This is a genomic window from Nitrosospira sp. CT, from assembly GCF_059489795.1.
The window spans coordinates 1-16,167 of sequence record NZ_JCAHZJ010000066.1 but is presented as its reverse complement, the minus strand read 5'-3'; the positions used below and the strand labels follow the sequence as shown (position 1 = coordinate 16,167).

Sequence of the window (16,167 nt, the reverse complement as noted above, 5' to 3'; positions counted from 1 at the left end):
GGGCTGGGAATCGAAACGCTGTATTCAAGCTGAGCGCGCATGCAGGCAGGGAGAAGAAACTGGTCAAAATTGGCTGACGTAGAGCACTGCGGATTAGGCGGCTTCAAGTGCAATTTTGGTGTAATCGCAGCAAGCAGGGTGGCAAAATTCCCTGCTTAATGCAATACACGATACTAAAATTTCCAATAAGAGATATCAATCCATCTGGCCGCTCACCAACCATTGTGGAGGTGCACATGAACACACATTCTGATTCAACGGCGCAGACAGACTCTTCCCGGTCTTATTTGACCTTCCAGGATATTCTGGAAACGGTGAGTCATGAACCGGGGCAAGGCCACCTGCTTGAGCAAATCGAAAAAATTGTGAGGATTCAGCAGCGGGAACGCTTATATGTCATTCTGTCGCAAGTCTCGGAAGATCAACTCCTGCCCGTCCAGGTCTTGCTCGAGCGCGATCTGCCGCAGAGAGGAAAATGCAATTCAGCCTATAACCGCTTTCGGATTCCATCCTGGAAAAAATACGACGACATCTATTGGCAATCGCTAATCGACTATACGATCCTTGCGCTTCGCACATTCAAGGAAATCGACTTCTGCGCTATTCGCGGGAAGCTCGTCCTGTATTATTTTGATATTCCCGGTGGGACGCTCCGGGTTCAGGATGTCATCCGAAGACTGGTCTGGCTGATCGATAACGGCCATTTGTCCGTCGACTTTACGCGATCCCGTTGGATGGAAAGCTGGCGTCACACTGTGGCAAGCATGAGCCGCGAGGAAATATTCACGGCTGCCAGCATCGTCGAGGTCGTCCCTAAATTGTTGCTAAGTGGAGAATAGTATTGAATAAGCTAGAAAATGAGGTGACAGTAATGCCCCTTCCTCGGGATGCACCACCTGCCCGCTATCTGGACGATATGAAAGTAGGGCTGCGCTTCGCTGGAGATCCACGGGTCGTGCAGGAACAAGAAATTATTGCTTTTGCCAGGCAATTCGATCCCCAACCCTTCCATATTGACCCCGGCCTGGCAAGTCAAACTTTGTTTGGCGGCCTGATCGCCAGCGGCTGGCACACGGCAGCCATGACGATGCGGTTGCTGCTTGAAGCCTTCCCTATAGGGGATGGCACGATCGGACTTGGCGGCGAAGCGGCATGGCCCAATCCGGTGCGCGCCAATGATGTCATTCACATCGAAGGTGAAGTCAGCGCCGTCAAACCTTCACGGTCGCATGATGATCGCGGTATTGTCACGGTTCGCACTGAAACCAAAAACCAGAATGGTGACGTCGTACAAACCTTGACAGCCAATCTTCTTGTTTTTCGCCGCAAAAGTAAATCCGCATAAAATTAGCCGTGACCCGTTCCGTTATGTCCGGCTCAATTGTCATACTTGATTTGATTACATTAGAGATTAAGTATGAATTTAACGACTTCGGTAGACAGTTTTGATAAATTGAACTGTTTTCCGGGAGTCGTTAAACGGCTTGCACCGCATCACGGCAGATATAGCCGGGAAGCGATACGATACCAAGGCCTTTTATTGCTGCCTGTTGAAGCCCCCAGCATGTTCTCACCCGTCATTCGCGGCGACAGCGGCTATCTCCCATGAGCTAGTTCCCAAGCCCTTAAAAATATCGTAATAAACCTGCAGTACGATGTGCGAACCAAATCCGCACAGGAGTGAATAGTGTTTAAATACGCTGTGTATATAAGGACCAAAGAGGGCTATATCGAGCGCATGAATAACATTATTTCTAATCTAGCCTGCGATCCGAAAGAAACTTATGGTTCTTTAGCCCCCTATGTGTCCGAAGAAGAGCTCGTAGGTTTCCCTGAATCGGTAGTGTACTGGGAAAACAGTACCGGGCCCAGCGTAGGCCTAGCCCTCATTAATCCTTCTTCTCCCTCTGTTGATAGCAATTCCCCCACCTTATCGATGGGTTAGAGTCTAATCTGTCTTGGCCTTTGATTTCCCCAGACGGGGACCGTCAAGCCATGATTACATGGAGGCTCGGTACGATACCGAGGCTGCGCTGTTCCTGGATAATTTCAAGTAGCAGCTAAGCAGGAATACAGTAACTCCCTGAAGTGCAGGCTTCCAGAGAAGAGGGACCTGCACTATATCAGACTAGATTCAATCGGGATCAACAAAACCGCCTTGACCTACCCGACCGCCTTCAGGCGGCTGGCCACCTTTATAATTCTCGGTCTTCATCAGCTCTTGCTTTGATTTCTTCTTTTCCTTTTTTTTTGTTTCGTTGGTTGCATCACTCTTATTCGAAAGCTTTTCTTCGGTTACTACCGGTTTTCGCGTATTTTCACCGTTAATATTTTGCGACTGAGCATATGCCATACTTATGGAGCCCAGAAGCAGGGTGTGGATAAAAACAATTGTTTGAAGCTTTTTACTTCCAGAGGAAAAAAGATGGTTCATGGCGGCTCCCTTATTTAATTCACTTCTCATTCAGATGCATTTCTACTATGGATTATGAATTTGCGATGAAGTGACCGACTTGAGTTTGCCGGGTAAGTCTCTCCGCCCTCTTCATGATTAATGCATTAAGGAATAATCCAGTGGGATTTATTCAAAGGATCTCTGGCGATCAAGGCTGGCCGGTTCCAGATAGATTGAGGAACTCGCGCCGCGTCTTTGGTCCGTAGGTGAGGAAATGCGGTTGGGGGTGTTCGAGGTAAGCAAGCCGTTCGTGCGCAATGCGGTCGCGCCTGGTATATTTTTTTACTTCCTCCGGGCTGATCGAATAAACCCTGGCAGCATTGAGACCAAAAATCTTCGCCCGCAGCTGGGGAGTAATTTCTGGATAATCGTATTTTGCGCGTAATTCAGGGGCGATCTGAAAGGCGCGAAACGCCTGGATCTGGTCTTGCGGCGAGCCATACCAGATAGAATCCGTTCCCCACAGGACGTTGTCCTCTCCGCAGTACTTCAGTAGCTTCCCCAGCACATGCGCTGCGGCTTCAGGGTCGCGCATCAGGTATCGCCAGGTACTGCCAAGTTCCGCGTAAACATTGCTGTTGGGAGGAACCTCATTGTCGATGAGTGAGCGGATCAAGGTATCGACGCCGTCATCTGCGCCTCGGCCCTGGAAGGGACCTTCGGGGAAGCTCGTTACAAAACCCGAGTGATAGACCAGAAATGCAACGTCAGGGAATCTTTTGGCCGCCACACCGATGTCGGTACATTTACTGTGCTCGTAGGATTGCTTGCCGAAGGGCAGGCCCTTGTGCACGCAGATTACTTTCACGCCGAGATTGCGCGCCTTTTCGATAAAGTGCGTTCCGGTTTCATCCGACAGAAAGTAGCCTTTTCCTTCGGGCCCGAACTGCGTGTAAGTCTTCCAGGCGGATACGCCCCAGCGATCCTTCAACTCATCCATCCGCTCCAGGTCACCTTGCTGATTGGGATTGACGCGTCCATGCAGCAGCAGGCGGTGTGTTCCTTCCATCCTGTCGACGATCCTGCGCACTGCGTCCGCCTCCTGGATGGTAAGCGGCTCCGCATCGGGCCGCGATGGGACGAAAGAGAGCACCATCATGTCCGTATCCGAATCAAGGAACACGTCCTTGATGAATTCATCCGGTCCGAGGCACTGTAAATAGCTATGTGAACCTGGCTCCAATCCAAGTGCGCACCCGGTCTTGGGCATTTGGCTCAAAGGTTTTGCACCGGGGACAAGCTTTTGCAGCCACGCGCCTTTCGGGTTCACGAAGTGGCCTTGCACGTCAAAAATGAATTCGCCTTTATCACCGATCCCTGCCTGGGCGAGCGCAGGTTCGAGCGCAGCTTCCTTTGCCAGATCGAAAAATCCGCCTGTCCTGCCTGCGGCAGCATTCACGGCATTGAATGCAAGAAGGGTGGAAGCGGCGCCACAAGCGGAAATGAGAAAATGCCGCCGTGAAACTCCCAGGCGTTTCGCGTTTGTGTCAGCCGTTTCGTGGGCAAGACGATTCGCAGCAAGATTTGCAGGCGATAACGGGACCGGCATAAATTCCCCGTTGGATGTCGTGTCGAGCTTGATTGGCAGACGATTGCCATCGGGATCGATGGCGGGTTTAGGCAGGTTCATATGGACAATTCCTTCAAAAGGGAAGTACGCAAGGAGTACCCGGAATTTCGCAAGATGATTCAGCCTGATTCAACTTCAGGGTAGTACGTCAGATCGGATTTGGCAAAAGTATCTCACCTTGCTTTTCGGAGACTGTGATCTACACTTGCCTTAATCGGGCGATGTTGCCCCCCGTCTTCTGCAAGGTGATTTCCCATTTACCTGAGAGCCGGATCTGATCGGGTCTACCCAAGCTGTTAGCCGCCAATCTATCTTTCTGTGAATTCCGGGTGGTGGACACTATTCAACGAGGACTTGCCTATCCATTCAAGTAAACAATTCTGCATTGCTGGAGGGTAATATGAACTTTCGCCGCCGCGATATCTTTCTCAAAATCGAGCCCTTGCCGAGCTATAGTCCACTCGCGCCGGTGGCGTGCGCCCGCCATTATGGGCGCGATTGCATGTTCAATCCGGACCACGACTCTGGTCGCATACCCGCACGGGAAATTCTGGCGACCACGGCCGATGGCATGGTTTATCGCGAGTACCTTGATTCGCATTACACAGTTCCCAACAAGGCGAAGCTGATCGAGGCGGACGTCAATGAGCCTCCGTGGGACCGCAGAATTCCAGGCTGCGTGCTCTATGCGAAACCGGGTGAACGGCTATACATACACGTTTTAAACGGAGATGCGAAAGAGTGTCACAGCCTTCACATTCATGGACTGCGCTTTGGGATCGAGTCCGACGGAGCATGGCCGCTTGGCGTGACCATGCGGGATGGACGGCGCAGCGACGAAATTTTTCCAGGTCAAAAATGGACGTATGTGTATGACATAACCCCAGATATGGTCGGTGCATGGGGATTTCACGACCACGCGCATGACGTTGCGCGAAATGTCAACCTGGGGTTATTCGGCGGTTTGATCGTCAGAAATCCAACCGTTGCCTGCCCGGATCATGAAGTTCCGATCTTTGTTCACCAATTTGCCGGTAGCTCGGGCTTTGCTTTCCAGAGCAGACGGCTCACTCGTAACGAAACGTTCAGCTTCGATTTTACAAACGAAGCAGTTGTTAATTATTACTGTGAAATTCATGGACCTACGATGAACGGGACGGTTCAAGTGGTGCCCGATGGGCCTGCCAGCGCGAGCGTAAGCATTCAGGATAACAAGTTCGTTCCACCGCTGGTTCTGGTCCGGCCGGGCGGGACCGTCGACTGGCGCAATGAAGGCAATCATGAGCACACCGTATTTTCTGCCGGTGGCGCCACTCCCAGTTTCTGCCTCAACGGCCGCGCGTTTGTCGGAAATACGCCGACAATTGTGGGGGAAACAGGTGAACGGGTGCGCTGGTATATATTCAATCTGGATGTCTCGGGGGTCTGGCACAACTTTCATCCTCACTCCGCTCGCTGGGCGCTTCCGACGACTCCGGGTGGACAGGGCGGGGCATCCGACGTGCACGGATTAAGTTCTCTCGAAACCTTTGTTACGGATACCGAGGTTCCTCCCGCCATCCGGCTTCCGCACGCGCTCGAGCAGTTCCAGTGGGATCCGCCGGAAAACGCATGTCGCGTGCGAATTCGTGGCGATTTTCTTTTTCATTGCCACATTGAGGAGCACATGATGGCTGGTTTGGCAGGCCTGGTTCGTGCCCGTCAACACATCTGGATATCCGACGAAGTGAGCAAAGTATGCGACGTGGAATTACCGTTTGACGATGGCATGAATGACTGCTCGTACGTCGACATGCTGCGCTGCCTGCGCGACCACAATAAGCCGTCGTCATCGGAGCATGTTCATGCCGAGCCTGCGACCGATCAGCCGGGGGCTGCCGGGGAGAGGGAGGCGGCCGAGGAGGTGCCTGTTATCGGCAGTGCCGTTAGGGGCATGGGCGGCGCTGGAATGGCCGGCATGGCTGGAATGGGGGGTATGCATGGTATGGCTGGCGGAGTTGGTATGAAGACTGTGCTATCGCCGGAGATGCTTGAAGCAGCTACGAAAGGATTATGGGAACTGCTTCCATGCCCCGCGCCGCTCCTTGCTGTTCATGGTGCCGTCTTGCATACAGGCAAAATCTTGTTGTTCGCAGGATCGGGCAATGATGAGCTTTTTACAACCGGCCTGCGCAGTGCCGTATGGGATTATGAAAAAGGAGAGTTTGTTTGCCCCTTCACGCCGGTCGACTTTTTCTGCGCGGGCCAGGCGTTTCTGGCCGACGGCCGCCTGCTCGTGGCCGGTGGCACCAAGGAATATGATACCGAAGACCAGCCTTTCATCGGACTGGATACCAGCTATCTGTTCGATCCTCTCTCCGAGTCATGGATTCGACTCGCATCAATGGCGGAAGGGCGCTGGTACCCCACATTGGTAACACTCGGAGACGGGAGGATATTTAACGTTTCCGGCGGACCGAAGCGCGCCGAAATCTATTCGGGCACGGGGGGATGGATTCAGATGCCTCCTCAGGAGGAGTGGCCTCTTTTTCCTCACCTGTTCCTCACGGCAGACGGACGATTATTTTACGACGGTGGGAATATGTTTCCCAATCCGGCCGCCCCGCTGCCAGGATTGCTGGATATATCTACCAGTACCATGACCAACGTCACGTTGCCGGAAGGGTTCAGTCAGCATAGAGATCACTGCGGCAGCGCGCTCCTCGCGCCTGCGCAAGACCAGCGATTCTTGATCGTCGGTGGAGGAGACCCGGCAATAAACAGCGCGCATATCATCGACCTGAAGGCGCCGGCGCCTGCCTTTGAGGAGGTCGCGCCCATGATACACGCGCGCTTTCACATAAACGCGGTCTTGCTGCCGGACCGGACTGTATTTATTTCGGGTGGAAACGGCCAGTCTGAGGCTGCCGCCACCGCGGTTCTGGAGGCGGAGATCTACAATCCCGCTACTAATACCTGGACTGCGGCTGCTACAGCGCAAGCCGCACGGATGTATCATTCCATTGCCCTTCTATTGCCCGACGGCCGCGTGCTCGCAGCGGGTTCCAATCCGAACAGGCGAGACGATGAGTTGCGTCTGGAAATCTACCACCCGCCGTATCTGTTCCGCGGGCCTCGGCCTTTCATCGAGACGGTACCGCAGCAGATCACTTATGGCGGAAATTTTGAAATTCATACACCGCAGGCTGAGGAGATTCAATGGGTCGAACTGATCTGGCCAATGGCGACCACCCATTCGTTGGAGACAGGCCAGCGTGTAGTAGACCTTGAATTCAAAACGCACGATTTTTGTCACCTGCATGTCAACGTTCTTAACGAGCAGAACATCGCGCCTCCTGGGTGGTACATGCTGTTTCTGGTTAACAAACAGGGCGTGCCCTCGGTTGCCAGGTGGGTACAACTGACGGGGGGCGAGAAACCCAGTCACGAACCCGCAGAAATAAAACAGCGTCTGGATATGCGCGTGACCAGCAAAGATCGCCCAGTGCCGGGAACAAAGGGGCTCAATTACTGATCGAGATAATGAAAAGATTAGCCAGAGGTAGAAGAAATAAGTCCGATTAGTGCACGATCCGATGGATCAGAGACTTGGTCCCTATTGTTGAGAGGCCAACAAAAAAAGCGGCATTGCCGCTTTTTTTGCTTTTCCTGAATAAAGTCCCCGCAAATGCCGTCAGGTCTTTTATCTTGAACCTTAGGGTTCAAGGTGGTCACTTGCCGGATGCATCAGGCGCTTCCGCATGGGATGCGCACAACAGCATCGCTCTGGTTCGCAACCGTTTCTCAAAAAGTTGGTTCAAAGAATATAGACCTTGACAAACACCGCAGGGAACGACCCTTGCCACTCTCGGTATTCAGCGCAACCCGCAGATGTGACCCTCTGTTCGGCTGCTTCAGAGGCTGATTTCCGGTTTAAAACAGTTTGTCCTGCTCCGGCATGGCAGCATCGAGCATTGCCTGCATGTGATCGATTCTACGCCTAAATTCTTCCGTGTCAAAGCCTTCCTTGTTTCTCGCATTGAGCAACTCATGGGTGATATTCAGGGCTGCCATGACGGTGATGCGCTCAGAGCCGAGTACTTTGCCGCTGTCCCTGATTTCACGCATCTTCTTGTTGAGATAGGCTACCGCTTGCAGCAACCCCTCGCGCTCTTCATCTGAGCAGCTCACTCTGAACTCCCGCCCCATGATAGTGACATCCAGGGTCTTGCCCGTGCCTGTATTCATTCTTTGCTCTCAGGAATGCGCGCCAAAAGAACCTCGAGCCGTGAGGTAGCTGCACCTATTTTTTCCACCAATATCCGGTTATGGCTTGTGGTCACTGCCAGTTGCTGGCGCAACTGAATATTCTCGGTGCGCAGTTGCTGGCACAAGCGTACGAATTGGGTGATTTTTTCTTCTAGAGTATCCAGTTCCGGTTCCATCAAAGCACTATAGTTTGGAAATCCTCAGTCAGTCAACTGCTAGCACGGTCTTTCGAATGTGGCTTCAGGAAAGGTGTGGGATATATGAGACAGCTCAGCTTACAGCAAGGGTTTTAAATCATTTCGCATGATCTATTCCACGATTCTGGTAGAATGCCGCCTCGTTTGAGGTGCCTGACCGCTTCCCGCGGTCAGGTTAAACGGGAACCAGGTCAGGGATCGATGAAGATTCCCGGATGCCTGGGCTGCCCCCGCAACGGTAAGCAGGCGTGGACGTATCAGGGAAATCCTCCAGGGTTTCCTAATGCCACTGTGAATTCTCCAGTTCATGGGAAGGCGATGCGTCAAATCCTGCGAGCCCGGATACCGGCCTCGAATGCGTATGGACATATCGCGTGGGGCGGTATCCTGATCGATATTTCTTTCGTTCGAAGCTCCCGCGATATTTTCCTGTTTCCTTGTTCTCACGGCGGGATACATATCTCCCAGGCAAATTATCATGGGTTTGTTTCGCAGGCATGTCGTGCCATTGGTCTTCATTTCCATTCCTTCAGGGGCGCTTGCCGTGTCCGGCGATCCGGCGGAGCGATTGCTCCCGGACGTGGTCGTGACAGCAACCCGCTTCAGCGAGCCCATCGCCAAGCTGCCCACCGGGGTTTCCATCGTCAATGCGGAACAGATCAGAAATAGCGCCGCCTCGACTTTACCGGAGTTGCTGCAACAATTGTCAGGCATACACACCAGAAATGTCGATGGCAGTCCCGATCCGCAGATCGATATGCGCGGATTCGGCATCACCGGCAACGAGAACACTCTGGTTTTGCTGGATGGTCAACGCATGAACGAAAATGAACTGACCGGTATCCGCTGGTCGACGATTCCTCTCGATACCATCGAGCGCATCGAAGTATTGCGCGGCAGCGGCAGCGTAGTTTATGGAGCAGGCGCTACCGGGGGTGTCATCAATATCGTAACACGCGCTGCCAAGCCCGGTCGCATATCGGGTACGGGAGGAGTTTCCTTCGGCAGCTACAGCGGCACGGAATTCAACGGAACACTCAACGCGGCAGGGAGCAACATCGGGCTGGCGCTCACGGCCAATGCGTTGCGAACAGACAACTACCGCGTGAATAACGCGCTGCGTCAATCGAATTTGCAGGGCGATCTGCGTTACCGGTTCAACAGCGGCAGGGCGTTGCTGAAGTTCGGATTGGATGATCAGAAACTGGAACTGCCTGCCAATCGCACTGAAGCACAGTTGCAAACCGACCGGAAAGGCACCTCGACTCCGCGCGATTTCAGCACTCGCCAAGGTGCATACGTCACGCTGAGAGGAGAGAAAGAGACGGGATTCGGTGACCTTGCCGCGGACCTTTCATTTCGGGACAACCACCGTACCGCATTATTCGACGATTACAATCTGGATGGCTTCAACGCCAAGACATTCGTCAATTCCCGCTCAGACCAGTGGCTGTTCAACCCGAGGATGAAGCTGCCCTTTACGGCTTTCGGCATGGAGCATGAACTAGTACTGGGTGCGAATTTCGAATGGTGGGATTATCGATCGAGACGGTTTACCGGACCGGAAACAGTGCCAGGTTCGGCATCCGCAGATATCCCGCGAACGGATGTAGTGGCGACCCAGCTAAACCGTGCGATTTATTTTCAACAAGCCTCCACTTTACCTAAAGGTACCGTTATCAGCCTTGGGGGGCGGCTGCAATGGGTAGACAACCGGGCGAATGACCATTTCAATCCCGCTGCTTACGCCAGCGGCCGGCAGAGCCGTACGGTTTATGCCTATGATGCAGGTCTTCGCCAGCCCCTGGGGAAAGCTTTTTCGGTCTATGGCAGATTTGGCCGCAGTTTCCGGATAGCTACAGTGGATGAAAACTACAACCAGTTTGGCGGTCCAATGTTCGATTCCATAGTGAAGATTCTCGAACCGCAAACTGCCCATACTGGGGAGCTCGGACTGGATTACAAGCAGAAGTCTCTACGGGCGCGCGCTTCGCTCTACCGAACCAACCTCAACAATGAAATCAGCTTCATAAACATAGACCCATTCCTGTTCTTTGCCAACGTCAATCTGCCGCCCACGCGGCGGCAGGGTTTTGAGCTGGAAGGCTCGTGGACAGTGACGAACGCAATCGATATATTCGGCAACTATACGTTTATCGATGCACGCTTTCGGAAGGGAGATTTTGGCGGTATGGATGTATCCGGCAACCTCGTCCCGCTAGTGCCGCGTCATAAGGTTTCGGCTGGAGGTACATACCGGTTGGGCTCCAATACCCGCGCGGCAGTGGTCATGAATTATGTAGGTGAACAGGTTTTCGATAACGATCAAGCCAACACCGCCACGCGTCGTATGCCGGATTATGTCACTGTAGATCTCAAGGTGACTCATCAGATGAGGAAACTGCTGTTGAGCATGGCCGTGAACAACCTGTTTGATGAAAAGTATTTTTCCTATGCCATTCGCAATTCGGCGGGCACGAGCTTCAGCGCACTGCCTGCCCGGGAACGCAACGTCTGGCTCACGGTAAAGTATCAATTCGACTGAGCTCCCTTGAGTCTCCTGAGTAGCTCCGACCCGGCAGCGTCAGGTCCCGCGGCTAGCGCCCTGGCCGCCACTTGGCTGCCTTTTCTGCGCCTCATGGCGCCACTCTCCATGTAAATTATCGGCCTATACGTTTGTCGCGTGCTTCATGATCATTCTGATTTCGCCAGCAATGGGTCAGGCGAGGATTTTACAAAGATTTCCTGAACTCTCGTCGCTTTCCATACTTTATCCGCCGCCAAGGCGAGTGCCATAATACGGCTTTTGCCGAACCTGCCGATCTGCTTCCGTGATTCGGCCTGTACGTCTCATGCAAGACACACAAAATAGCGGCACCCGCCAATTATGCCTGCGCCTGATGAGATACGTCGCGCCGTACTGGGACGCGCTCATCCTTGCAGCAGCTTGCATGATTGCGACAGCGGCGACCGTTCCCATGCTGGCGGCATTGATGCAGCCGACCATGGACGAGGTTATCGCGAACAGGAATCCCGAGTTGCTGCAACTCGTGCTCTTGGGAATCATCAGCTTGTTTGCGGTGCGCGCGGTAGCCGGGCACCTCGCGGCTTACGTACTCTATTGGGCAGGCAGCAAACTGGTGGCGGATCTGCTCTGCGAGATATTCGACAAGCTGCTTGTATTGCCGCATTCGTATTACGAATCCTGCTCCGGCAGCAATCACATTTCGGTCGATCATGTCTCCAGGATAACATCCGATGCCCCGGAGGTGGCACGCGCTTTTGTCAACGTGGTGACGGTAATGATCAAAGACACGTTCACTGCCATTGGTTTGCTTGCATGGATGTTTTATCTTAACTGGACGCTTGCCTTGCTGGTTTTGTTGATGTCATCCGTGATTCTGCTGGTCACGCAACTGCTTGGAGAACAGCTGCGGGAGATGGGACGAAAAAGCGGGCGAGCGATGGAGGGCCTCACCCGGATTCTGAAAGGCTCTGCAGTGAATTTCACGGTGGTCAAGCTCTATGGCGGCGAGCAGTATGAGAACCGGCGCATGAGAGAGCAGGCGGAGGAGACACGCCGATTTTTCATGAAACAAGTTGCTGTTGCCTCTCTTTATGTTCCTTTGATACAAACCATTGGTGCTGCTGCCGTAGTGCTCACCCTCTATTTCGCCGCAAGTGAGGCAGTTGCCGGTGAAATCACGCCAGGAAGCTTTACTTCTCTTATCGCGGCCATTCTGCTGCTGATTGCTCCCGCGAAGCGAATGGCTGAAGTGGGAGAAATACTCCAACGCGGACTGCTCGCCGCTGGAAGCCTGTTTTCATTACTTGACGGGGAGGTGGAGCCGGAGACAGGAACCATCGTTATTCAGCGGGCGCGCGGAGAGCTGCAATTCGAGGAGGTCGGTTACGGCGAGCGTGCGGAGCGGAATCCTGGCACCTCGTTAAAGGTTCATTCCCTGGCGGATTCCGATCCGGCGGCAGCACAGGGGAGCGCACTTCATCCCGGCTTGCGCGACGTCACCTTGATCATTCAGCCGGGTGAGACAGTGGCGGTGGTCGGTTGCGTGGAAACCATGGATGTACTTACGTGTATGGTGCCGCGTTTCCTCAATCCCACATCCGGGAGAATTCTGCTGGATGGGCATGATCTCAGGAACATCACGCTGGCGAGCCTGCGAGCCAACATTGCATTGGTATCTCCGCACACGGCGCTGTTCAATGACACTGTCGCGGCGAATATTGCATATGGTGCAATGGGGCGTGCCACCGAAGGACGAATTACGTGGGCAGCTCGCGCCGCTCACGCATCCGAGTTCATCCGGAGGCTGCCGGATGGGTTGCAGACCGTGGTCGGGCAGGATGGCGTGGAACTTCCCGTCAGCCAGCGGCTGCGCATCGCCGTTGCGCGGGCGCTTCTGAAAAATGCGCCTCTATTGATCCTGAACGAGAAGCTTGGAATGATGGAGCCGGAGTCAGCCCCTCTTGTGCAGGCAGCGTTGGATACCGCGATGCAAGGCCGTACCACGTTCGTTATTGCGGATCGTTTATCCACGCTGGAGAAAGCAGACCAGGTGGTCATGGTGGACAAAGAGCGCATTGTGGAAAGGGGCTCACATCGGGAATTGATGGCAAGAGATGGAGCTTATACCCGCTTGGTTCGCAGGTTGTTTATTTCAAGAGGTGCAGTAGTAGCTCGATGAGTGACGAGCAGATCACAGGCGTTCTACCCGCCATCGCCAGTTGTTGCTCAGAAGACCAAATAGCTATTGATCAACGGACCACACACTCAGGCAAATAAGCAAGATCAGGTCGCCTGCTAAAGGCAGGCCCACGACATTTCATTGTATCCCCCTTTTGACCAGTTGATCCAGGAACTGGATCTCGCCTTGCATCTGGATCGCCCGGAATATATATATGTCATTTTCCTGCTATCGTCTATTGGTAGATCTGCCGAGGTTAGTCAATACGTATCAGGAAAGGAAGACGAGCGGTCGCTGACATGTGAGAACTGGTGACCGCCTGAGCGACGTTGTCATCTTGATGCCGATCAGCATCGGAAGCTGGAGAAAGTGAGGTTACGAACAGAACTTTGAACACTTTAAGGTTATTGTGCGTTTACCAAGCAAAAAATGTCTCGCTCCTTCTGAGTTCTGTAAACGGGGTTCCATCTACGGCACATGGAGAATAAGCAACCATTATTTTTTGCTTGACTGGAACAGCGCAGGTTCCAGTGCTGCAAGCTCTTGCCTGTAACACCTACAGCGAGTTAAACCACTACATTCAAGGCTTGGAATTTTTCTGCAGAGGAATGCAAGGAGCAGATTTCTGCTTTGTTATCAACCTCCGTTACCCTTTAATGCTGAGATTCCTTACGGAGGTTTTCGTGTTTATCAAGGGTAGCGAAACTGCCTGTTTCTACGCTTACCCCAGCCGGGTGTAGATACTCCTTCGCTAGTTTCGCAACCGGTTTTTCCAATCAAAAACTCCGACTATTTGAGTCAGCGAACATACAGTACTAACGTCATATCGGCTGAAGCCGTATCAAGTGACGTTCAAAGCACGCACCATTATTGGACGTGGGCTAGATTTCGGGTCAATCGTTCCGATCAGAAAGAGGAAAGGACAGATAGACATAGATAAGAGAAACGAAAAGGCATGAAAAAAGAGTCTGAATTGAATAACTCACTCCCCGTGCTGAAAGCAGCGATAGAGGCAACCGTCGACGGTCTTCTGGTGACAGATAAGCAGGGCAAGGTGCTTTGCTACAACCAGCTTTACGTGGATATGTGGCCCATTCCAAGTGAGCTCCTGACTCATGCGAGCCATCACGCAATCCTCGGATATTGTGCAGGTCAATTAAGAGATCCCGAGCGATTCCTGCGTTCAATCGAGGAAATTTATGCGATGCTGGCGCCAGAAAGCTTTGATGTCTTTGAATTTCGCGATGGGCGGGTATTTGAGCGATGTGCAAAAGTCAAAACTCTGGAAGGATCTACTGCCGTGCTCGTTTGGAGTTTCAGGGACATTACTGAACGGAGACAGGGGGAGAGCTACAAAGCGCAGTTAGCGGCAATCGTCGAGTCCTCGAACGATGCAATCGTTGTAAAGGATCTAAACGGCATTATTACCAGTTGGAATGGGGCGGCAGAAGAGCTTTTTGGGTATCGTTCCAGTGAAATAATAGGCTCTTCCGTATTGACACTGATTCCGCCCGACGGCCTCGAGGAAGAGGACAGAATCATGAGCCTCATCAAGAGCGGGAAACGCACAAACCATTTTGAAACCGTGCGATGGAGAAAGGGCAAGAAACCGATTGATGTCTCCGTCACGATATCGCCGGTGAAGGATAGCGCAGGCAACATCATCGGTGCATCGAAGATTGCGCGGGATATCACTCAGCGCAAGGAATCACAAGAACGTATCGAGTATCTGGCCCATTACGACTCGCTGACCGGATTGCCCAACCGCGCGCTGCTTGCTGACCGCATGAGGATCGCGATCGAGAACGCTAGCCGATATTCCTTCCGGTTGGCGTTACTATTCGTGGACCTCGATCGCTTCAAGCTGATCAACGATTCGCTCGGTCATGAGATCGGCGACAAGCTGCTTAAGGCGGTTGCAGGGCGCATGCAGTCTACGGTTCGCCAAACCGATACAGTCAGCCGGCTAGGAGGTGACGAGTTTATTGTCCTGCTAGGTCAGATTCATACAGCTACCGACGCAGCGCAAGTCGCTGAGAAGCTTGCTGCAGTCTTGTCTCAGCCCTATCAAATAGAACAGCATAAACTCTTGCTGACCGCAAGCATCGGGATCAGCATTTATCCGGATAGTGGTAAGGACGCCAGCAGCTTGATGCGCAATGCTGACGCCTCGATGTACTCGGCCAAAGGGCAGGGCAGGAACCGTTATCAGTTCTATTCTGAAGACTTGACTTCTACCTCCGTAGAGCGGCTCAGCCTTGAACATGATCTACGCGGTGCTCTTGCGCGTGATGAAATTTTTCCGGTATACCAGCCACAGATAGAGCTTGCTACCGGACGCGTCGTAGGTGCGGAGGCACTCATGCGCTGGGAACGCCTTGAACAGGGATTAGTTTCGCCTGCGAGCTTTATTCCTGTAGCCGAGGACAGCGGTTTAATTCTGTCTCTCGGTGAGCACATCCTGAGGGAAGCCTGCCTGCAGGCACGCCAGTGGCATGAGCAGCAGCAATTTGAGGGAACAATCGCGGTAAACGTTTCAGCGGTGCAATTCCGTCAGAATGATTTCACAGATGTTGTACTGCGTGCACTTGCAGACACCGGCCTTTCGCCAGAGTGCCTGGAACTAGAAGTAACCGAAAGCGTCGTGATGCATGGAGTGAAATCGGTCGCACAGAAAATGCGTATCCTGGAATCTCACGGTATAAAGCTGGCTATTGACGATTTCGGTACCGGCTATTCCAGTTTGTCATATTTACGGCAGTTTGCCATTGACCGGCTAAAAATAGATCAATGCTTCGTTCGTGATCTCCCCGAGAACACCGACGCCAAAGCTATTATTTGCGCCATTGTGGCGATGGGACTCAGCCTTGGCTTACGTGTAATGGCGGAAGGTGTAGAGACAGAAGCGCAAGCTCGCTTTCTTCAAGACATCAATTGCGCGGAAAGCCAAGGCTATCTATACGCCAAACCAATGATGCCAAGTGATTTTGA

10 protein-coding genes, 1 other RNA gene and 1 riboswitch are annotated in these 16,167 nt (G+C 52.9%); of the genes, 6 read left to right on the top strand and 5 right to left on the bottom strand.

Features of this window, described 5'->3' with window-relative positions; translation table 11 throughout:
* Positions 1 to 236 precede the first annotated feature (236 nt).
* Together AC52W5_RS11545 and AC52W5_RS11540 are read left to right on the top strand one after the other, a co-directional pair.
* Positions 237 to 839: a hypothetical protein gene (locus AC52W5_RS11545; protein ID WP_074972221.1), complete on the top strand. Its 603-nt coding sequence runs from the start codon at positions 237 to 239 to the stop codon at positions 837 to 839.
* A 2-nt stretch (positions 840 to 841) separates the two neighbouring features.
* Positions 842 to 1,345 (top strand): MaoC family dehydratase, encoded by a 504-nt coding sequence (locus AC52W5_RS11540; RefSeq protein WP_495671104.1) that lies wholly within the window; start codon positions 842 to 844, stop codon positions 1,343 to 1,345.
* Between the two features lie 789 nt (positions 1,346 to 2,134).
* On the opposite strand, the gene AC52W5_RS11535 is transcribed toward AC52W5_RS11540, so the two are convergent.
* A complete protein-coding gene (locus tag AC52W5_RS11535; RefSeq protein WP_495671103.1) occupies positions 2,135 to 2,434 on the bottom strand; it encodes a hypothetical protein in 300 nt (99 codons plus the stop codon).
* Between the two features lie 169 nt (positions 2,435 to 2,603).
* The gene (locus tag AC52W5_RS11530; protein WP_495671102.1) at positions 2,604 to 4,085 is read right to left on the bottom strand and encodes an amidohydrolase family protein; all 1,482 of its coding nucleotides are present in this window, start codon (positions 4,083 to 4,085) and stop codon (positions 2,604 to 2,606) included.
* 340 nt (positions 4,086 to 4,425) lie between these two features.
* On the opposite strand from AC52W5_RS11530, the gene AC52W5_RS11525 reads away from it, so the two are divergent.
* On the top strand, positions 4,426 to 7,539 hold the full coding sequence (locus AC52W5_RS11525) for a galactose oxidase-like domain-containing protein (RefSeq protein ID WP_495671101.1): 3,114 nt from the start codon (positions 4,426 to 4,428) through the stop codon (positions 7,537 to 7,539).
* A gap of 140 nt (positions 7,540 to 7,679) precedes the next feature.
* Here AC52W5_RS11525 and ssrS read toward each other — a convergent pair.
* The 3 genes from ssrS to AC52W5_RS11510 all read right to left on the bottom strand — a co-directional run bounded on the left by ssrS (position 7,680) and on the right by AC52W5_RS11510 (position 8,449).
* Positions 7,680 to 7,859: non-coding RNA, 6S RNA (gene ssrS, locus AC52W5_RS11520), on the bottom strand.
* A 78-nt stretch (positions 7,860 to 7,937) separates the two neighbouring features.
* Positions 7,938 to 8,252, bottom strand: coding sequence for a cell division protein ZapA (locus AC52W5_RS11515; RefSeq protein WP_074972210.1), 315 nt, complete (start codon positions 8,250 to 8,252; stop codon positions 7,938 to 7,940).
* Positions 8,249 to 8,449 carry a hypothetical protein gene (locus AC52W5_RS11510; RefSeq protein ID WP_074972208.1) on the bottom strand — a complete coding sequence of 67 codons (201 nt, stop codon included), beginning with the start codon at positions 8,447 to 8,449 and terminating at the stop codon, positions 8,249 to 8,251. The genes AC52W5_RS11515 and AC52W5_RS11510 overlap by 4 nt, the downstream gene beginning before the upstream one ends.
* A 151-nt stretch (positions 8,450 to 8,600) precedes the next feature.
* Positions 8,601 to 8,838, top strand: a riboswitch (cobalamin riboswitch).
* Positions 8,839 to 8,948: 110 nt separating this feature from the next.
* On the opposite strand from AC52W5_RS11510, the gene AC52W5_RS11505 reads away from it, so the two are divergent.
* From AC52W5_RS11505 to AC52W5_RS11495, 3 genes are all read left to right on the top strand, one after another.
* Complete coding sequence (locus AC52W5_RS11505; RefSeq protein WP_495671100.1) at positions 8,949 to 11,015, top strand: TonB-dependent receptor; 2,067 nt, start codon at positions 8,949 to 8,951, stop codon at positions 11,013 to 11,015.
* A gap of 307 nt (positions 11,016 to 11,322) precedes the next feature.
* On the top strand, positions 11,323 to 13,176 hold the full coding sequence (locus tag AC52W5_RS11500; RefSeq protein WP_256210239.1) for an ABC transporter transmembrane domain-containing protein: 1,854 nt from the start codon (positions 11,323 to 11,325) through the stop codon (positions 13,174 to 13,176).
* Positions 13,177 to 14,131: 955 nt separating this feature from the next.
* Positions 14,132 to 16,167 (top strand): putative bifunctional diguanylate cyclase/phosphodiesterase (locus AC52W5_RS11495; RefSeq protein ID WP_495671099.1); only part of this gene is annotated, 2,036 nt, incomplete at its 3' end.

What these genes read in the sequence shown, in the direction of transcription:
- AC52W5_RS11505 (WP_495671100.1), top strand. Translation starts at nt 8,949, where the DNA reads ATGGGTTTGTTTCGCAGGCATGTCGTGCCATTGGTCTTCATTTCCATT.
- AC52W5_RS11500 (WP_256210239.1), top strand. Translation starts at nt 11,323, where the DNA reads ATGCAAGACACACAAAATAGCGGCACCCGCCAATTATGCCTGCGCCTG.
- AC52W5_RS11525 (WP_495671101.1), top strand. Translation starts at nt 4,426, where the DNA reads ATGAACTTTCGCCGCCGCGATATCTTTCTCAAAATCGAGCCCTTGCCG.
- AC52W5_RS11545 (WP_074972221.1), top strand. Translation starts at nt 237, where the DNA reads ATGAACACACATTCTGATTCAACGGCGCAGACAGACTCTTCCCGGTCT.
- AC52W5_RS11515 (WP_074972210.1), bottom strand. Translation starts at nt 8,252, where the DNA reads ATGAATACAGGCACGGGCAAGACCCTGGATGTCACTATCATGGGGCGG.
- AC52W5_RS11535 (WP_495671103.1), bottom strand. Translation starts at nt 2,434, where the DNA reads ATGAACCATCTTTTTTCCTCTGGAAGTAAAAAGCTTCAAACAATTGTT.
- AC52W5_RS11510 (WP_074972208.1), bottom strand. Translation starts at nt 8,449, where the DNA reads ATGGAACCGGAACTGGATACTCTAGAAGAAAAAATCACCCAATTCGTA.
- AC52W5_RS11530 (WP_495671102.1), bottom strand. Translation starts at nt 4,085, where the DNA reads ATGAACCTGCCTAAACCCGCCATCGATCCCGATGGCAATCGTCTGCCA.